Origin of the sequence: Symbiobacterium terraclitae (assembly GCF_017874315.1) — a bacterium.
Lineage (GTDB): Bacteria > Bacillota > Sulfobacillia > Symbiobacteriales > Symbiobacteriaceae > Symbiobacterium > Symbiobacterium terraclitae.
Genome location: NZ_JAGGLG010000029.1, coordinates 1 through 14,421 on the forward strand (window position 1 = coordinate 1; position 14,421 = coordinate 14,421).

Below are 14,421 nucleotides of genomic sequence, written 5' to 3' on the forward strand. Positions count from 1 at the left end.
GACAGCGCATGAAGAAGTAGGCACGATCGTTGATATCCAATCATTGGGAGTCTGCCCCTATCTCACGTGCGGTTACCCGGACAGGCTCCTAGAGGATATACCAAACGTACGTTATCCATCTACGGAGTGTCGCAAGTTTTCAGCAAGGGCGCCGTATCCGCCAGAGCAGCACCACTTGCGTCAGGTTGCGTGCGCCGATCGCGCGGCGGTCCAGCCCATGGAAAAGTGGTGGGAGCTAAGTCAACACAGATCAGCCAAACGCCTCGCGGGGCCCTGGACCACACCCCTGTTGGTTGAACGTAGACTCGTTCTGCGACGAGAACTACGCCCGCTCATAACGTCAACGCCACCTCACAAGCTGCCAGCCTGCTCAAGTGAGCACCTGCCCAGCGCACACGAAAACCCGACCTTTCGCGGTCGGGCCGGGGGACGTGCGCGGGGCAGAGCAAGACTACTTATGGTACTTCTCCCCCCGGTTGATCTTGAACCCCCGATAGATCTGCTCCAGCAAGATTAGCGGTACCATCTGGTGCAGGAACGTCATCCGCCCGAGAGACAGCAGCGTGTCGGCCCGCTGCAGCACCGCCGGGGCGAGCCCCAGCGAGCCGCCCACGACGAAGGCCAGGTTCGGCTCACCGTGCAGGGCGCGCTCCGAAAGGAAGGCCGCCAGCTCCTCCGACGAGAGGTTCTTCCCCCGGCCGTCCAGCACCACGACGTGCTCCTGCCCACCCTGGCCCAGGGCGCGCAGGATCCGTTCGCCCTCCCGCTGCTTCACCTGCTCCTCCTGGGCAGGCGCAGCGCCCTCCGGGATCGGCTCGTCCGGCACCGAGACCACCTCGACCCGGGCATACGGGCCCAGCCGCTTCAGGTACTCCCGGATGCCCTCCTGCAGGTAGCGCTCTCTCACCCTGCCCACCGTAATCAGGCGAATACGCAAGGCCAGCCCCCCAAGAACCAGATGAGGCGGTGCCGCTTGGCACCGCCTATATTCTTCCGCTAACCCACCGCAACTCCCTGTCGCTCCATCTTCACCTGTGCGCCGAGGGCCTGCAGCTTCTGCTCCAACTTCTCGTAGCCACGCTGCACATGCTCCATGCCGTAGATCGTCGTCTCGCCCTCCGCCGCCAGGCCGGCCAGCACCAGGGCTGCGCCCGCCCGGATGTCGGTCGCCTCCACCGGCGCGCCGTAGAGCCGGTCGACGCCCTTCACGATGGCCGTCCGGCCCTCGACGCGGATCTGGGCGCCCATGCGCACCAGCTCCGGCACGAAGCGGAACCGGTCCTCGTACAGCGTTTCGGTGACATAGCTCGTCCCACTGGCGAGCGTGAGCAAAGCGGTCATCTGGCTCTGGGCGTCGGTGGGGAAGCCGGGGTAGGGCAGCGTCTTCAGGTTGATGGCCTGCGGCCGGTCCGGACCGATCACCCGCACCGCATCGCCCAGTTCGTGGATCTCCGCGCCGGCCTCGCGCAGCTTGGCCATGATGGGCGTGATGTGCGTGGGAATCACATTCTGCAGCGTCACGTCACCCCGGGTCATGACGGCGGCCATCATCCAGGTGCCGGCCTCAATGTCGTCGGGGATGACCGTATGCGCAGCGCCCGTCAGCCGCTGCACGCCCCGTACCCGGATCGTGTCGGTGCCCGCGCCCGAGACCTTCCCGCCGCAGGCGTTGATGAAGTTGGCCACCGCGACCACGTGGGGCTCCCGGGCACAGTTCTGGATGACCGTCGTGCCCTCCGCCAGGGCGGCGGCCAGCATCACCTGAATGGTCGCGCCCACGCTGACGATGTCCAGGTAGACGGTCCCGCCGCGCAGGCGACGGGCCCTGGCGCGCATGATGCCCCGGTCCATCCAGACCTCCGCACCCAAGGCCTGCAGCCCCTTGAAGTGCTGGTCCACCGGCCGGTGGCCGATCTTGTCCCCGCCGGGCAGGGGCACGCTGGCCTCGCCGTACCGGGCCAGCATGACGCCCAGCAGGTAGTAGGACGCGCGGATCGAGGTCGCCAGGTGGTAGTCCGGCTCCCCCGGACGCACGCCGTTGGTGTGTACGGTGAGGACGCCGCGCACCGGGTCCCAGTCCACGCGGGCGCCCAGTCCGATCAGCAGATCCCGGTATACCAGCACGTCGTGAATCTGCGGAACGTTCTCCAGCCGGCTGGTCCCGTCCGCAAGCAGTGTCGCGGCGATCAGTGGCAGGGTCGCATTCTTGCGCCCGCTGACCCGGATGGTTCCCGTCAGGGGGCGGCCGCCGCGAATCGTCAACGTGGTCAAGAGCCTTTCCTCCTTGCCGGTCTGGCAGTCATACTGGAATACCAGGGTCATGACTCGAGTTCACCATTGAATGCGTTCACGTAGTAGACCAGCCCGTTGTCCAGCGTGATGCGCCAGACCGGCACCGTCTCCCACGCGCTGATCTCGCCGGCCGCAGAGACCGTCACCGACGGCCCGGAGTAGTACCCGAGCCGCACGTCGACGATCGTCCGGACGTGCTTGCTCTCCTGCTCCAGGTGGCCGGCCAGCCGCAGCAGCGCCTCCGCTGCCGGACGCACCGCCTTCGGCGCGCCCTCCTTGAAACCGACAGGCTCCACCCAGTGCTGAACCACCCGCACGACGCCCCGCTCGCTGAAGTAGACGCGGACGTAGCCGGAGTAGACCGGCAGCCCGTCGTACACAGGGACGTACTCCACCATTGCCCCGCCGGACTCCCGCCGGAAGACGCCCGACAACTGGGCACCGGCCGGCAGGAGGCCATGCGACCGCAGGTACTGCTCGGCGGCGGCGCGGAGGGCCAGGCGGTCGGCCAGGTCCGGCGCGGGCGTGCTGCGCGGGTCCACCGGCTCGAACACCGTCTCCCGGGTACTGGGGTCATGCCGGTAGCGAACGTCGGAGGCAGACACGATCCCTTCAGAGGGTTCGCTGGCGTGCACCCGTTTTCCGGGGTGTGGGCGGAACTCGACGCGCAGGAAATACATGGGGCCCGGCGTCGCCGGCAGGGCGATGCCGCTGGGGAGCAGCAGCCCCCGCTCGTCCAGCCTGTCCTGCAGCTGCACCAGCTGCCACCGGGCCGTGGGTTCGGCGGTGGCCAGATCGCCTTTGGGACCCCACAGGGAGAAGGCCAGGAGCAGGTTGACCACGGTGAAGGCAACCAGGAGGATCGCCCGGGCCCTTGTCCAGTCCACTCCCCCACCTCCTAAACGAACGGAGTGCCCGAAAGGTTACGGTCTGTCCGCCCTAATGCACCACTTTCGGCGGACGCGGGTGCTCGTCCGCCACCGCGTGGATGTAGACCAGGGTGTCGCCCGCCTGGATGACCCAGGTAGGATCGGCCACCCACTGGCCCGACCCGTCCGCACCCGGTTTGAGCAGGTAGGTCAGGTACATCGACCGCACCGGCTCCGTTTTCAGGACCGGCGCCGCCGGCAGGGCATGGGCGAGGGCGGCCTCCGGCGTGATGATGGCCAGCGGCTCGCCGTCGAAGGTGACGTTCTGGACGGTCGGTGCCCGCTCGAAGTAGACCACCCGCTGTGCAGCCGATACGTGCACCTGCACGGCGCCGGGCAGGGACTCCACGGGGTACGTCCAGCCGGTGTTCACCCCGAACTCCAGCCGGCCGCGCTGCTCCTCCCGCACGTAGCGGCGCAGGACCAGGTCCTGCGGCCAGCCCCCCAGCGAGCCCACCCACTGCCGCGCGATCTCCAGCGCACGGGCCAGCCTCGGCACCTCCTCGTCGGCGGACGCATCCGCCGTGCGGAACTGCAGCAGTCCCGTTCCCGTGATGCGCAGCAGGCGCTGGCCGTCAGTCAGGCTGCGGGCGTCGCGCTCGTCGATCCGCCGCACGACCGTGAGGTCGGGGAAGTAGCGCAGCTCCTCTTCCCGCTCGTCCGGCAGTGAGACGGTGATCCGCGCCGCCGGCATCTGCTTCACCTCCGGCACGACCACGTCGGGCAGCGCCGTCAGCCCCAGGTCCTCCAGCTCCAGTGAGCGGTAGGGCCTGAACAGCGAAGGGTCGATTTGCTCGATGCGATCTGCCAGCGCCTTCCGCTGTTCGCCCGGCAGGTCCGCCAGGTGGAGGGCGAAGCCCGGTGGGCCGGAAAGGTAGACGGAGGCCGGTTCGCCCAACACGATGGTCAGGCGGTCCACCCAGATGGCGCCATTGCGCAATGCGGTCACATTCCACTGCCAGAGATCCGCCCACTCGCTGACCATCAGGGCGACGGGCAGGTGGAGCTGCAGCGACGGCCCCGCCTGCGAGAGGTCCGGCACGCGGCCGATGAGCGTCGGTCCGCCGCCGACGTCCAGCCCGGTGATGGCCTGCCGGATCGGCCGCCAGAGCGTTCTGTACGTGGGGGAGCCGGCGTGCACCTCGGCCCAGCCCCCCTCGCCGTCACGGATGCTGACGCGCGTCGGCCGGAAGACCTCGGGCATCTCGCGGACGATCGGCGGTGGCTGCAGCTTCACGTTGGGCTCCGTGGTCCCGGGATCGCCGAACAGGGGGGCGGGGGTCCAGATGCGCGCCGACAGCAGCAGGCTCGTCGCCACGAGCACCAGCAGCAGGAGGTTCAGCAGCGCCTCGCGGCGTCCGGAGGCCAGCCTCATACGGGGTTCACCTCCGCTGCAGCCACGGCGGGGAGGGTGAAGGTAACCGCCGTGCCGCGGCCGACCTCAGACTCGATGCCGATGCGCCCGCCCGACAGCTCGACGATCTGCTTCGCGATCGAGAGCCCGAGCCCGGTGCCGCCCATGGTGCGGGAGCGGGCCTTATCGACGCGGTAGAACCGCTCGAAGATCCGGGGCAGGTCCTCGGGGGGAATGCCGATGCCGGTGTCCCGAATCGTCACACGCACCTCACCGGGCGCCGGTTCCACTGTGATGCGGATCTGGCCGCCGTTGGGCGTGAACTCGATGGCGTTGGCCAGCAGGTTGACCACCACCTGCTGGATCTTGTCGTAGTCGCAGACCGCCTCCGGGGTTCCCGGTGCGACCTCGCACTCCACGGTCAACTGCTTCTGCTCCGCCTGCACCCGCAGCCGGGCAGTGACCTCGGCCACCAGGGCGCCCAGGTCATGCGGCCTGAGCGTCCAGCGGCTCGTGCCCTCGTCCATGTGCGTCAGCCGGAGCAGGTCGCGCACCAGCCGGGCCATGCGCTCGGTCTCGGCGTCGACGACCCGCAGGAACCGGGTGCGCACCTCGGGATCCTCGGCCGCACCGTCCAGCAGGGTCTCCACGTAGCTCTTCACCGTGGTCAGCGGCGTCTTCAGCTCGTGGGAGACGTTGGCGACGAACTCGCGGCGCATCGCCTCCACCTTCTCCAGCTCGGTGATGTCGTGGAACACGATCACCGTGCCGGCCGTCTGCTGGCTCTCCCCCTTCAGCGGGGTGATGTAGGCCTGAAGCACGCGGTCCGTCAGGCGGACCTGCCGGCTGAGGGCGCTGCTGTGGCCCCAGGCCTCCAGCAGCGCCTCCTCAAGGCCGGAGCCTTCCGCCAGCTCCTCCGGACGGCACCCGATGGCCTGCGCCTCCTGCACCTGGAACATCCGCTCCGCAGCCGGGTTCAACCGGATGATCCGCCCGCTGCCGTTCAGGGCCATCAGGCCGTCCGCCATGTGGGTCAGGATGGCCTCGGCCTGGCTCTTCTCGTCCTGAATCTCGCTCATGGTCTCCTTCAGGCGGCGGCTCATCCGGTTGAACATCTCGCCCAGCTTGCCGATCTCGTCGTCGGAGTGGACGGCGATCGTCTGGTCGAAGTTGCCGCCTGCGATCTCGGCCGCCGTGCGGGTCAGCTCCCGGATCGGCCCGGTGATCGTGCGCGCCAGGGCAAAGCTCAGCACCACCGTCGAGGCCATGGCGAGCAGCGTCGCCACCAGCAGGATGTCGCGCAGGTCGCTCAGCCGGGCGTACGCTTCCTCCAGGCTGTCCTTCAGGTAGATGACCCCGACCACGTTGCCCGCCACCGTAATCGGTACCGCCTCGTAGGCCATGCGCCGCGCGCCTTCCTGGCCGATCCGCCGGTTGGTGTTGCCGAAGAAGGCCGGGGAGACGTCGTCATGGCTGAACTTGAGGCCCAGCAGCTGGTCCCGGTTGGCCAGTCGGGCAGTGGCCCCGATGACCACGCCGTTGGCGTCCAGCACCAGCACCTCGCCCGGCCAGCGCTCCATGTACTGGTCGACAACGGCGGCATCCAGGCGGTCGTCCACGACGAAGTTGGAGAGCTGACCGGCCAGGAGCTGTGCGCTCTGATGCAGGTCGTCCTGTACCTTGCCGATATAGCTGCGCTCCAGCTCGCGCATGAGGTAGAGGCTCGCGAGCTCCATCGCGACCACGATCAGTAGGAGGTAGACCACCACCAACTTGCCCTGAATGCTGCGGAGCACGCGCTCCCCTCCTCCGCTAGGCGAAGCGCTGGAAGTAGTAGCCGACGCCGCGGCGGGTCTTGATGTACTCGGGCCGCGCCGAGTTCTCCTCCAGCTTCTCCCGCAGCCGCCGCACCGTCACGTCCACGGTGCGCACGTCGCCGTAGTAGTCGTAGCCCCATACTTCCTCCAGCAGGGCCTCGCGGGAGAAGACCTGCCCGGCGTGGCTGACGAGGAAGCGAAGCAGCTCGAACTCCCGGGGCGTCAGCTCCAGCGGCCGGTCGCCCTTGTGTACCTCGTAGCTGGTCAGGTTGATGGTGATGTCGCCCTCCCGCAGGATCTCGTCGGACGAGCCCCTGTGGATGCCCTGGGACTCGGCGCTCCGGGTGCGCCGCAGGATCGCCCGCACCCGGGCGATCAGCTCCCTGGGACTGAAGGGCTTGGTCACGTAGTCGTCCGCCCCCAGTTCCAGCCCCAGCACCTTGTCGATCTCGGCCTCCTTGGCCGTCAGCATCAGAATCGGCACCGACGAGAAGCTCCGGATCTCCCGGCAGACGGAGAACCCGTCCAGCTTGGGCAGCATGATGTCCAGGATCACCAGGTGAAACTGGGAGGCTCTGGCCTTGGCCACGGCCTCCTCGCCGTCGAAGGCCATCTCCACTTCGAAGCCCTCGCGCTCGAAGCTGAACTTCAGAATCTCCGCGATCGGCCGCTCGTCGTCGACCACCAGAATGCGATCTGCCATCGTGTCCTCTCCTCACATTCCTTACAGACCGCCTTTTCGCTGAGTTCGCCACCCGTTCCTTCCGGACGGGGCAACTTCAGCGCAGGACCGACGCCAGCCAGTCGCGGTAGACCTCCGTCATCGCCCTGTCCAGGCTCTGCTCCACCGCCCGGTCAAACGGCACGCCCTGCCCCAGGCGGGCGACCAGCCCGGCCAGCGCACCCTCTCCCCAGCGCTCGGCGATGTACGAGACGAGGAGGTAGCTCTGGCGGTAGGCCAGAGCCTGGTTGGGCAGGGCGTCGAAGCGTGCGGTGAGCTCCTCCAGCGTGTAGAGCGCCTGGTCGAGCGAGGCCCCGGGTTCCAGCCAGAGGTAGCCTGTGGCCTGCTCCTCGACGCGCTGGGCCAGCCCTTCGGTGAACCAGCGCGGGTAGTTGCCGTCGGTCAGCTCGTCCAGGACGTAGTGCGTCAGCTCGTGGGCGAGGGGGTTGCGCCGCAGGAAGGACTCCCTGAGCTCGGACTCGTCAGAAGCCGCGAGCCAGACCCGCGGCGAGAGCAGCCGCACCGTTCCCCGCCAGTAGACCCCCACCGCGCTCTGGTCGCTGCCCCAGCCGAAGGCGGCCCGCAGTTCCGCCCGGTCCGCGTACACAATCAGCGGCACACGCCCCTCGGGCCGGTGCCCCACCTGCGCCACCACGTGGCTGTACGCGGCCTCGGCCACCTCCAGGATCAGGGCAGCCAGGTCTGCGTCCTCCGGCCGGTAGTAGAGCACGAACCGCTCGGAGCCCTGGCTGTCGAAGCCGGGCAGCCCCGCCAGGGCGCGCGCCCTGCCGTGCTCACGATAGTAGCGGTAGACGGCCGCACGCGCCGGCGCCCAGCCGATCAGCACACAGAGGACCAGCGCGGCGGCCACCAGCGAGGCAAGGAGGCCTCGGTTCACCCTCTGCCCGCGCACACCGCCGCACCTCCCAGGCTAGTAAAGTAGCGTATGCATGGCTTGAGTATAGAATATCGGGGCATGAACAGCCATGTGCGGCGGCTGGGAGCAGTGCCAGATTGCGGTCGCTGCACGATGCGACCTGATTGCATGATGAGTGGTCCATGCAATAAGAAGGGGTCCATCGTCCCGATGAACCCTGCTGTGCAGCGCTATGGACTTCGCTCAGTCGAGCCGGCGCAGCTCGGCGGCCAGTTGCTGGAATGCACCCCGGTCGCCGCGCTCCAGGGCCTCGTCGATCTGCCGCAGCAGCTCCTGGCGGCGTGTCACGCGGTCCAGGTCCTCACGGAAGACTTCGTCGTGCCACCTGGCCAGCATCTCGAGGAACTCCTGCCTCTCCTCGCTCCACTCGGGAGGTTCGGTCGAGAGGCACAGGGCGATGCGCTCGGGCACCGACTTCATCAGTTCGACGACCGCCTGCGAGGTTTTCGTGTACACCTTGTCCCCCCGCCGGAAAAGGAACGGCCACGTTCCGGAACCCTTGGCCGAGACGAGGATGGCGCATTCGGCGCCGGTGAGGTCCGTCACGAGTTCGGTGCGGCGGAGGATCTCCTCCTTGGACAGCATGAACTGCAGAAATCCCCTCGCCTCCGACAGCTTCGGCTGGTACCTGGCGAGAAACGCCTTGATCTGATCAGCCTTGCTCTTGGTCCCCCTGGGCCTCTCCATTCCGTACCCTCCCTGGAGATCAACTCGAGACGGGCTGAAGCTAAGGTCGTTATTGAAGCAAGATTCGCCCAATATCTGCGCATCTCCTCCTGGGGAGATGCTCCTCGCTGTGTGGGATTTACCTGTCCCGGGATAGCCTGCGCATCCCCCTCCAGAGGCATGCAAAAAGGCCGCCGGGCGTTGGCCCGGCGGCCCTGGAGTCACTTGTCAGGGGTAGTAGTTGAGCGGGTTGACAGGCGTTCCATCGATGCGGATCTCGAAGTGCAGGTGCGGCCCCGTGGAGTACCCGGTGCTCCCGACGTATCCGATCACATCGCCCTTGTTGACCGTCTGGCCGACGCTCACGTTGAAGGCGGACAGGTGGGCGTACCAGGTGACCATCTTCCCGCCGCCGTGGTCGATCTGCACCAGGTTGCCGTAGCTGCCGCTCCAACCCCTGAAGATCACCATGCCGCTGTCTGCAGCCAGCACGGGCGTTCCCGACGGCGCCGCGATGTCAATGGCGTTGTGCCAGGATCCCCAGCGCGGCCCAAAATGGGAGGTAATCTCACCGACCACCGGCAGAACCAGCGACCCGGTGCCCATGTCCGGCACCTGCTTGATGCCCACCTTGCGCACCTGCACCTGCGGCTCGGCGATCACCTGGCTGTCCAGGACCTCGGCGGAGACCACCACGCCGTCCTCCCGGTGCTCGCGGAGCGTCTTCAGCCGGGTGCCCCACCGTCCCGCGGTGATGATCTCGGACTGCCACGGCCAGAGGCTGCTGTCCTGAATCGTCTGCTCGGCGAAGGGGATGCCCTCCTCCACGACCCGCTGTGCGACGGAGCGGAGGTGCACGTAGGGTTCCTTGTAGGTGATGGTCAGCTGCTGACCGGGATGGAGGAGCTCCAGGTCGACGCCGGGGTTGGCCTTGGCCAGCTGGTCGGTGGTCAGGTCGTAGTCCATGGCGATGCCCCAGGCCGTGTCGCCCGACTCCACCGTGTACGTGGCCACCGCGTCCGTGCCCAGCAGGAGGACGTTGACGGCCTCCTCGACAGTCTTGATCTCGTCCTCCGGAACCTCCGTCGCCCTCCAGGCCACCGACTCGGCAAAGGTCAGCTCCTCGACCACCGAGGCGTCGCCCAGGTAGGTCTCTTCGTAGGCGCCGAGGATGGCGTCCAGCACCGCCTGTGCAGCCGCCTCGTCGGCCACCGCCACCACTTCCGTGCCGTTGACGGTGATCGCGACGGCCTTCTTCAGCACCGGCACCTGGGAGATCTGCCCGGCGATGAGCGGCTCACGCGCGGCCCGGGGGCCGGTGGCCGTCCGCGAGGCCACCTCCTGCCGCAGGCGCGAGTCAGCGTCGCTCAGGGCTGCAAGCTGGGCGTCCTCCGGGTCCGCAGCTTCGGAACCCGCCTGCTCTCTCGCTGCCACCGCCGGATCCCTTTGATGCTGCAGATGCCGCCAGCCGAGGTCGGCGGCGATTCCCAGGCACATGACCGTCGCGAGGACCACGAGCAATAGGGGGCGGCGAGGCAAGCGGGTCCACCTCCTCCTGAACCATAACAAGGTATATTGTTTCGCTAAGTATCGAGCGTTTCCTCCCTGCGCGCTGGAGATTGAGACCCCGGGCCCTGACTATCGTTCTATGATTTGGATAGGCTCAGAATACCGTCAGAGTATCGGGTCTTGCACCACCGGCCCGCCGTAGACACGCATCACCCGCCCCACGTATGGGTGCGCCGCACCCAGGTGGGCGTGACGCGGACCGCCGTTGTACGCCGCCAACGCCTTCTCCCAGGAGCCGTACTCCCGGTGCAGCACCTTCAGGTACCAGATGCCCATGGTCAGGTTCGTCCACGGGTCGAAAAGGTCGTACTCCGACCAGCCCAGGCGCCCGGCGATCCAGGCCGCAGTGCTGGGCAGGATCTGCATGAGGCCCGTGTCGTTGTGGCTGCCCACCGTGTTCGGGTTCCACCGGCTCTCCACGGCGCCCACGGCCGCGACCAGGCGCGGGTCCACGCCGTGTTCGGCGGAGAGGTCCAGCACCATCTGCTGGAACTCCGGCGGAACCAGGTCAGCGATGCGGTCCAACTGATGCCGTCGCAGCGCCTCGCTCCGCCTGACCTGCTGCAGCTGCTCCCCGGCCAGGTCGTGCACCGCGGCCGAGGCGGTCCAGGCCGCGGCCTGCTGCGCTCTGGCCACGGCGATCTGCCGTCGGTTCGCCACGAGCAGCTCCTGCTCCGGGAGCTGCGGCTCCACCGCATATACAGGCAGGGGCTCCGGCACCGCCGCGGCCTCCAGCCTGCCGAAGAACCCGTGCCAGGAGAAGAGCACCAGAAAAGCCAGCAAGGCCACCAGGTCCCGCCTGGGGCGGCGTGTCTTCCGCATCGATCAACCCTCCGATTACACGCGTTGCCATCCGAGGTATATCTTACCATCCCGGCAACGCGATTTTTGTCGCGTGTTGTCGATGCAGACAATAGGAAAAGCCCCAAGGTCCACATGACCTCGGGGCGTCTGGAGCCGATGAGGGGGCTCGAACCCCTGACCTGCTGATTACGAATCAGCTGCTCTACCGGCTGAGCTACATCGGCAGAGAAAACGGAGACGCCGATCGTCTCCGTCGCTGTTGGAGCGGGTGATGGGAATCGAACCCACGTTCTCAGCTTGGGAAGCTGATGTTCTACCATTGAACTACACCCGCAAGCTCCTCGACACAGCCTATTATAGCTAGGCCCCGGAGCGAATGCAAGGCGGAATCCCAGTGAAAATAGCGGGGCGGCTGCCAGCCGCCCCGGTCTGCTGCTTAGAAGATGGACGAGCGGTAGATGGCCTGCGTCCGCTCGCTGCCCACACCGAGGATGGAGACCGGAACCCCGGTCTGTTCCTCGATCAGGCTGATGTACCGCTGCGCCCCCTCGGGCAGGTCCTCGACCCGGCGAGCCGAACTGAGGTCGTCGGACCACTCCCAGTTGGGCAGCTCCTCGTAGACAGGCGTCACCTGGCTGAGCGCCTTCAGGCCCACCGGGAACTCCCGGGTGACCGTGCCGTCGGGCAGGCGGTAGCCCACGCAGACTTTCAGCACCGGCAGGCCTGTCTTGGCCAGGGTGTCCAGGTGCGGAACGGCGAGGTCGGTGATGCCGCTGACCCGGCAGGCGTAGCGGACCATCACCAGGTCGAGCCAGCCGATGCGGCGGGGACGGCCGGTGGTGGTGCCGTACTCGTGCCCCACCTCACGGATCCGGTCGCCCTGCTCGTCGAGCAGCTCGGTGGGGAAGGGGCCCTCGCCGACCCGGGACGTATACGCCTTCACGACGCCGACGACGCGCGTGACCTTGGTCGGCCCGACGCCCGCGCCGATGATGGCGCCCGCGGCGATGGGGTGGGAGGCGGTCACGAACGGGTAGGTGCCGAAGTCGATGTCCAGCAGGTGGCCCTGCGCACCCTCGAAGAGCACGTTGCGGCCGGCGTCGATGGCGTCGTTGACCAGTTCGACCGTGTTGGCGACATACGGGCGCAGCCGCTCCGCGTACTCGAGGTAGGGCTCCGCAATCTCCTCGACGGTGAAGCCTGGCAGGCCGTAGACCCTCTCCAGGAGCTGGTTCTTGACCTCCACCTGCGCCCGGAGCTTCGGCAGGAACTCCTCCGGGTCCATCAGGTCCACAAGCCGGATGCCCGAACGGGCGAACTTGTCCATGTACGCCGGTCCGATGCCGCGGCGGGTGGTGCCGATCTTCTGGTCCCCCTTGCGGTCCTCCTCGGCGTTGTCCAGGCGAATATGGTACGGGAAGACGATGTGGGCTCCGCCGCTGATGCGCAGGGCCGAGAGGTCGACCCCCTGACCGGCCAGGCGGTCCATCTCCTCCAGCAGCTTCTGCGGGTCAAGCACCACCCCGTGGCCGATCACGCAGAGCGTTCCCGGGTAGAGGATGCCCGACGGCACCTGGTGGAGCTTATACTGCTGCCCGTTCACCCACACCGTGTGACCTGCGTTGGATCCGCCCGTGGCGCGCACCACCACGTCCGCCTTCTCGGCGAGCAGGTCCACGAACTTGCCCTTCCCCTCGTCGCCCCACTGTGCGCCCATCACGACTACTACCGGCATCCGGGCCACCTCCGTACGAAAGCCGCAGGGGCTCCGCATCGGAAGCCCCGGCGTCGCACTCAGCGAATTCCACGCACAGTGTACCATTCGGAAACTCGGAGTGTCAACGCGCACCGCGAACATTATCCACAGCTGTGGATATGAATGTTCGCATCTCGCGATTCACGCGACTTCGCGGCATCGTTCAGCGACGCGGAATTTCCTTAGCTGCGCTACGACCGCCGGTGCTCCCGCCCGTACATCCGCTGGATGTCCTTCATGAAGAGCAGCTCCACGGTGCCGACAGGCCCGTTGCGGTGCTTGGCGAGGATGACCTCCACGACGTCCTTCTTGTCGGTGTTCTGGTCGTAGTAGTCCTCCCGGTAGAGGAAGGCGACCAGGTCGGCGTCCTGCTCGATGGCGCCGGACTCGCGCAGGTCCGACAGCATCGGCTTCTTGTCCTGCCGCTGCTCCACGGAGCGGGAGAGCTGCGACAGGGCGATCACCGGCACCTTGAGCTCGCGCGCCAGCGCCTTCAGCGAGCGGGAGATCTCCGAGATCTCCTGCTGCCGGTTGACCTGTGCGCCGGGGCGTTGGGGCAGCGTCATGAGCTGCAGGTAGTCGACGATGATCAGGTCGAGCCCGCGCTCCTGAGACAGGCGGCGCGCCTTCGCACGCAGCTCCTGCAGCGGGATGTTGGGGGTGTCGTCGATGTAGATCTCGCTCTCGCCCAGAACGGAAAGGGCGGTGCCCAGCCGCTGCCAGTCCTCGTCCTGCAGCTGGCCGGTGCGCAGCTTGTGCCCGTCCACGATCGCCTCGGAGGCGAGCAGGCGCAGGGCCAGCTGCTCCGCCGACATCTCCAGCGAGAAGAACATGACCCGGGCCCTGGACTGGACCGCGGCGTTGCGGGCGATGTTCAGGGTGAAGGCCGTCTTGCCCACCGAGGGCCGGGCGGCGACGATGATCAGGTCCGAGGGCTGGAAGCCCGAGGTCATGGCATCCAGATCCCGGTAGCCGGAGGGCACGCCGGTGGTCTTGCCCTTCGACGTATAGAGGTGCTCCAGGTGGCCGTAGGCGGTCACCAGGGCGTCGCGGATGTGCAGGTAGCCCCTGCTCGACCGGCGCTGCGTCACCGCGAAGATCGATTTCTCCGCCTCCTGGAGCGTCGCTTCCACGTCCTCGGCGGTGTAGCACTCGTCCACGATGCGGCGGGCCGCGGTCTGCAGGCGGCGCAGCGTGGCCTTGGCCTCCACGATCTCCGCGTACTGGAGGACGTTGGCGGTCGTGGGCACGAGGTTGATCAAGCTGGTCAGGTAGGTGAGGCCTCCCACCTCCTCCAGCTTGCCGGTCTTGGTCAGCTCGTCCTGGACCGTGATGGGGTCCACCGGCTCGCCGCGGTTGTAGATGGAGACCATGGCGGCGAAGAGATGCTGGTGCCTGTCGGAGTAGAAGTCCTCGGGGACCAGCTTGTGCGAGACGGCGATGACCGCCTCGCGGTCGATGAGCATCGCGCCCAGGACCGACTGCTCTGCCTCTAGGTTCTGTGGCGGGACGCGTTCGCTGAAGGCATTCATCGCGTCAGACCCCCTCATGCAGAGGCGCGGGCCGGCGCCCAGCC

General features: G+C 67.4%; 12 protein-coding genes and 2 tRNA genes. All 14 read right to left on the reverse strand.

The window, feature by feature from the left end; all coding sequences use genetic code 11:
- Positions 1 to 451: 451 nt before the first annotated feature.
- The gene (rlmH, locus tag J2Z79_RS14315) at positions 452 to 937 is read right to left on the reverse strand and encodes a 23S rRNA (pseudouridine(1915)-N(3))-methyltransferase RlmH (RefSeq protein WP_209467576.1); all 486 of its coding nucleotides are present in this window, start codon (positions 935 to 937) and stop codon (positions 452 to 454) included.
- Positions 938 to 996: 59 nt separating this feature from the next.
- Positions 997 to 2,271 (reverse strand): UDP-N-acetylglucosamine 1-carboxyvinyltransferase, encoded by a 1,275-nt coding sequence (gene murA / locus J2Z79_RS14320; RefSeq protein WP_245302793.1) that lies wholly within the window; start codon positions 2,269 to 2,271, stop codon positions 997 to 999.
- A gap of 47 nt (positions 2,272 to 2,318) precedes the next feature.
- Positions 2,319 to 3,179 carry a two-component system regulatory protein YycI gene (gene yycI / locus J2Z79_RS19200; RefSeq protein ID WP_209467578.1) on the reverse strand — a complete coding sequence of 287 codons (861 nt, stop codon included), beginning with the start codon at positions 3,177 to 3,179 and terminating at the stop codon, positions 2,319 to 2,321.
- A 52-nt stretch (positions 3,180 to 3,231) separates the two neighbouring features.
- Positions 3,232 to 4,596 carry a hypothetical protein gene (locus J2Z79_RS14330; RefSeq protein WP_209467579.1) on the reverse strand — a complete coding sequence of 455 codons (1,365 nt, stop codon included), beginning with the start codon at positions 4,594 to 4,596 and terminating at the stop codon, positions 3,232 to 3,234.
- Complete coding sequence (pnpS, locus tag J2Z79_RS14335) at positions 4,593 to 6,371, reverse strand: two-component system histidine kinase PnpS (protein ID WP_209467580.1); 1,779 nt, start codon at positions 6,369 to 6,371, stop codon at positions 4,593 to 4,595. Before pnpS ends, J2Z79_RS14330 begins: the two co-directional genes overlap by 4 nt.
- A gap of 16 nt (positions 6,372 to 6,387) precedes the next feature.
- Positions 6,388 to 7,095: a winged helix-turn-helix domain-containing protein gene (locus J2Z79_RS14340; protein ID WP_209467581.1), complete on the reverse strand. Its 708-nt coding sequence runs from the start codon at positions 7,093 to 7,095 to the stop codon at positions 6,388 to 6,390.
- A 76-nt stretch (positions 7,096 to 7,171) separates the two neighbouring features.
- Positions 7,172 to 8,026 carry a peptidase MA family metallohydrolase gene (locus tag J2Z79_RS14345; protein WP_209467582.1) on the reverse strand — a complete coding sequence of 285 codons (855 nt, stop codon included), beginning with the start codon at positions 8,024 to 8,026 and terminating at the stop codon, positions 7,172 to 7,174.
- Positions 8,027 to 8,233: 207 nt separating this feature from the next.
- On the reverse strand, positions 8,234 to 8,737 hold the full coding sequence (locus tag J2Z79_RS14350) for a YpiB family protein (protein ID WP_209467583.1): 504 nt from the start codon (positions 8,735 to 8,737) through the stop codon (positions 8,234 to 8,236).
- A 207-nt stretch (positions 8,738 to 8,944) separates the two neighbouring features.
- Positions 8,945 to 10,255, reverse strand: coding sequence for a M23 family metallopeptidase (locus tag J2Z79_RS14355; RefSeq protein ID WP_209467584.1), 1,311 nt, complete (start codon positions 10,253 to 10,255; stop codon positions 8,945 to 8,947).
- Positions 10,256 to 10,390: 135 nt separating this feature from the next.
- Positions 10,391 to 11,107 carry a lytic transglycosylase domain-containing protein gene (locus tag J2Z79_RS14360; RefSeq protein ID WP_209467585.1) on the reverse strand — a complete coding sequence of 239 codons (717 nt, stop codon included), beginning with the start codon at positions 11,105 to 11,107 and terminating at the stop codon, positions 10,391 to 10,393.
- A gap of 130 nt (positions 11,108 to 11,237) precedes the next feature.
- Positions 11,238 to 11,313, reverse strand: a tRNA-Thr gene (locus J2Z79_RS14365).
- Positions 11,314 to 11,349: 36 nt separating this feature from the next.
- Positions 11,350 to 11,423: transfer RNA gene (locus J2Z79_RS14370), tRNA-Gly, on the reverse strand.
- A gap of 102 nt (positions 11,424 to 11,525) precedes the next feature.
- Complete coding sequence (locus tag J2Z79_RS14375; protein WP_209467586.1) at positions 11,526 to 12,824, reverse strand: adenylosuccinate synthase; 1,299 nt, start codon at positions 12,822 to 12,824, stop codon at positions 11,526 to 11,528.
- A gap of 212 nt (positions 12,825 to 13,036) precedes the next feature.
- Positions 13,037 to 14,377 (reverse strand): replicative DNA helicase, encoded by a 1,341-nt coding sequence (dnaB, locus tag J2Z79_RS14380; protein ID WP_209467587.1) that lies wholly within the window; start codon positions 14,375 to 14,377, stop codon positions 13,037 to 13,039.
- Between the last annotated feature and the right edge of the window lie 44 nt (positions 14,378 to 14,421).

Coding starts and splice junctions, on each gene's coding strand:
- J2Z79_RS14330 (WP_209467579.1), bottom strand. CDS start 4,596: ATGAGGCTGGCCTCCGGACGCCGCGAGGCGCTGCTGAACCTCCTGCTG.
- J2Z79_RS14340 (WP_209467581.1), bottom strand. CDS start 7,095: ATGGCAGATCGCATTCTGGTGGTCGACGACGAGCGGCCGATCGCGGAG.
- J2Z79_RS14350 (WP_209467583.1), bottom strand. CDS start 8,737: ATGGAGAGGCCCAGGGGGACCAAGAGCAAGGCTGATCAGATCAAGGCG.
- J2Z79_RS14360 (WP_209467585.1), bottom strand. CDS start 11,107: ATGCGGAAGACACGCCGCCCCAGGCGGGACCTGGTGGCCTTGCTGGCT.
- J2Z79_RS14375 (WP_209467586.1), bottom strand. CDS start 12,824: ATGCCGGTAGTAGTCGTGATGGGCGCACAGTGGGGCGACGAGGGGAAG.
- dnaB (WP_209467587.1), bottom strand. CDS start 14,377: ATGAATGCCTTCAGCGAACGCGTCCCGCCACAGAACCTAGAGGCAGAG.